Raw genomic sequence first — 3,660 nt, 5'->3', positions numbered from 1 at the left:
AAGTGAGGTCCCCTATATTTAAGTAGTTAGTACTTTAGATTGTAGCAGAATGCTTAACTAGCGTCATTTGGCTGAGCTTCTTGGGTTTAAATAGTTCCTGGATTCATGCGCATTATTAAACTGACGATAGCGATCAAAGGGTGGGTAGCGGTAATGGACTTTTATTACCAATAACTTTGGTGCTCAGTTATGTGTTTTTCAGCATGGCTCTTATACTGAAGAAGTTTTATGTCGATTAATACTGAGTTTATTTTATGGCACTTTGGCACTTTGGCACTTGAAAGGAAGTTTGGACGAAACTGGGGCGGTCAAGAAAATACCCATCACTAAGTTTCCCTTTGTTATTGGCAGAAATAAGTCAATTGATATGGTTGTTCTGCGCTCTGGTATTTCTCGTGAACATGCCGAGATAATAAGCAAAGACGGTCGCTTATTTTTGAGAGACCTTCAGTCTACTAATGGTACTTTTGTAAACAAGCAGCGTATTAATAGTGAGGTATTATTGACTCACAACACGGTTATTCATTTTGCTCAATTTGATTTTATTTTAATAGATTCGGAGCATAAGTCTTCGGATGATGAAATGTTAACTGTCGTGATGAATGTTGATGAGGCCTTAGGGCTTCATGACAAGGAGTTTGCGGGGCGCAATGTGCTTAACGCTCCACCTGCCACTAAAAGAAACAATAAGCCTAAAGTGCAGGTTATGGAGGAATCATCTCATGAGAATGTGAAAGCGCATGAAAGGGAGAGTGTTGAGGCACAAACTGAAGAATCACTTCAAAGTCAAAATGCCTTATCTAAGCCGCGAGTTCAGGGTGATGAAAAAGTTTTTATACAAGGGCAGTGGGATGATTCAAACAGGCGCTTGCATTCGCGTAGGGAGGTTCGCTGGCCGGTGCTTGTGACCTTAAAAAGTCAGCAGACGATCCAGTGTACAACGAAAGATCTGAGTGAAGCAGGGATTGCGTTGACCTCACCGGTAAGCATTCAAGAGCGGGCTTTGGTTAAAGTTGATATCAATGCATTCTATAAAGGTCGTCGTTACGATATTACAGCGCTAGGAACGGTAAGGCATTCACTTATTACACCTGATGGCTTTATTGTAGGTGTTCATATAAAGAGTAGTCACCCTAAAAGCAGTGAGTTTCTAACAAAGTTTTCTAATCGAACAATATAGTGCTGAAGCTAACGCGATTGGATTTGATGCTGAAGGGATTGTCTGCACGAAAATATGTTAGCCTGTTGTAATAATTTACGGCCCCGAGAAGATAGGGGCAATAACTTGCGAGACTGTTTTGACCAATAACTATATCCTTCGCCGCTTGCGCTATACCTTTGAATATAATGATCGACAAATGATTGCGCTGTGGGCCAGTGCAGAATGCGCTGTAACTCGAGAGCACATAAGTCAATGGCTAAAGAAAGACGATGATCCAGACTTCGTTAACTGTCCAGATAAAAAGTTTGCCAGTTTTCTCAATGGTATGATTAATAAGTTGCGTGGCAAGAAAGATGGTCCTCAAGCTTTGCCCGAAAGTCGTTTAAATAATAATATTATTTTGCGTAAGCTGAAGATTGCGCTGAACCTTCGAGACGATGATATTTGTGAGCTAATGGCATTAGGTGGCTATCGTGTCAGCAAATCCGAGTTGAGCGCATTCTTTCGTAAAGTAGGCCACAAACATTATCGTGAGCTGCAAGATCAAATGCTGCGCAAGTTTATTCAGGGCATGCAGCGAAAATACCGTGATAGCACAGATGCTGATGAGACTGCGGTTCCTGCATCTCCCGTCCATAGTAAGGAAGACTCAAACAGCGAAAGCGACCGAAATGTGAACAGTGCTATTTGGAATAAATCAAAAGCGGGTAAGTGACTTATTGACTGGTGGATATCGCGCTACCTCTTGAACGAAAAATACAGGGTTGTAGTGTTTTAAGGCCGCGGTCATTAATACAGTAAAAGCGATGATTAAAAAATAACAATCTACGTCAAGCCTTTACCCTAACAGCCCTAAAAATGATAGGATAGCGCAAATTTTTCTAATCTATTTAGTCAGAGATCAGCGCTGTGCCAATTCAAAAACCAAGCATTAAACCAAATAACCCAAACTTTTCATCAGGGCCTTGTAGTAAAAGGCCTGGTTATGACGTTAACCAGCTCCAATTAGATACCTTAGGTCGATCTCATCGCGCCAAGATTGGTAAGACAGCATTGGAAGCATGCTGTACTGAAACGGCGCGTTTATTGGGTTTGCCTGAAGGTTATCGAGTGGGTGTAGTACCGGGTTCTGATACCGGAGCAATGGAAATGGCGATGTGGTCGATGCTCGGTGCTCGTCCTGTCGATGTTTTTGCGTGGGAATCCTTCGGTAAAGGCTGGATAACCGACATTACAAAACAGCTGAAGTTGGATGATGTTTCTCTCTACGAAGCGGACTACGGTAAACTCCCTGATTTTTCTCAAGCTTCTTCTTCTCACGATATTGTATTTACCTGGAATGGCACGACTTCGGGTGTCAAAGTTGAAGACGCCAACTGGATAGCTGACGATCGTGAAGGTTTGACGATTTGTGATGCAACCTCGGCAGTGTTTGCCATGGATATGCCCTGGGAAAAACTGGACGTAATCACATTTAGCTGGCAGAAAGTACTTGGCGGTGAAGGTGCTCACGGCATGCTGATACTTAGCCCTCGAGCTGTCGAGCGCTTGGAAAGCTATACGCCACCTTGGCCAATGCCCAAATTATTCCGTATGACCAAGGCAGGGAAGTTGGTTGAAGGTATTTTTAAAGGTTCAACTATTAATACTCCGTCAATGCTTTGTGTTGCCGATTATTTAGATGCTTTATCCTGGGTTGATGGCTTGGGCGGGGTACCTGCTTTGATCAAGCGCTCAGAAGAGAATTTGGCTGCTGTTGAGCGTTTTGTTGATGCGCATGATTGGATTCACTTTTTGGCTGAAAATAAAAGTACTCGTTCCAATACAAGTGTTTGTTTGGTGCTAGACTTAGAAAAAGACGCACTGAAGAAGATGGTCGCATTGCTAGAGCAGGAAGGTGTAGCCTACGATATAGGCTCATATCGCGATGCTCCTGATGGCCTACGAATCTGGTGTGCAGGTACGATCGAGAGCAGCGACGTTGACGCGCTTATGCCTTGGCTTGAGTGGGCCTATCATAGCTCGCAAGCTTAAGTAAAAGATAGGAGCTAGGCGCTTAATGCGCCTATACTGTTTTTGCTTATAGGGATATCTCGATCAATTGAATATTGCACTGTAACTGGTGCGCCAAGTGACGGGATTAAATATGGATATCAGCAGTTTAGTAACAGCCTTCATTATCATTTTTGCGATTTTTTATATCATTCGTATTTTCAATACCTTGGTAGCTTTAAAAAATCGCTATCAAAACTCTTTCTCTCAAATTGAAGTTCAGCTTAAGCGTCGTTATGACTTGATTCCTAATCTAGTCGAGACGGCTAAGGCTTATCTAACACATGAGCGTGAAACGCTGGAAGCGGTTATATCGGCTCGTAATCAAGCTCTGGCAGGCCTTAAAGCAGCATCCGCTAATCCTTCTAGTGCGGGAGCGTTGCAGGAACTTGCTAAAAGTGAAGGTTTATTACAAAGTGCTTTAGGAAGTCTAAATGTGGCTGTAG

Annotated in this window: 4 protein-coding genes; all 4 read left to right on the top strand. The window is 42.9% G+C overall.

Going from position 1 to position 3,660, the window contains the following annotated elements:
• The first annotated feature begins 277 nt into the window (after window positions 1–277).
• A complete protein-coding gene (locus A3761_RS12150) occupies window positions 278–1,180 on the top strand; it encodes an FHA domain-containing protein (protein WP_156490280.1) in 903 nt (300 codons plus the stop codon).
• Window positions 1,181–1,298: 118 nt separating this feature from the next.
• Complete coding sequence (locus tag A3761_RS12145) at window positions 1,299–1,877, top strand: DUF1456 family protein (RefSeq protein WP_068513119.1); 579 nt, start codon at window positions 1,299–1,301, stop codon at window positions 1,875–1,877.
• 194 nt (window positions 1,878–2,071) lie between these two features.
• Window positions 2,072–3,196, top strand: coding sequence for a phosphoserine transaminase (locus tag A3761_RS12140; RefSeq protein WP_231872048.1), 1,125 nt, complete (start codon window positions 2,072–2,074; stop codon window positions 3,194–3,196).
• 112 nt (window positions 3,197–3,308) lie between these two features.
• The coding region (locus A3761_RS12135) for a LemA family protein (protein ID WP_197473028.1) at window positions 3,309–3,660 on the top strand (352 nt) is incomplete at its 3' end.

The organism is Oleiphilus sp. HI0123 (assembly GCF_001635315.1).
Note: the sequence above shows the minus strand (reverse complement) of the source record. Positions and strands in the feature narration are given on the sequence as shown.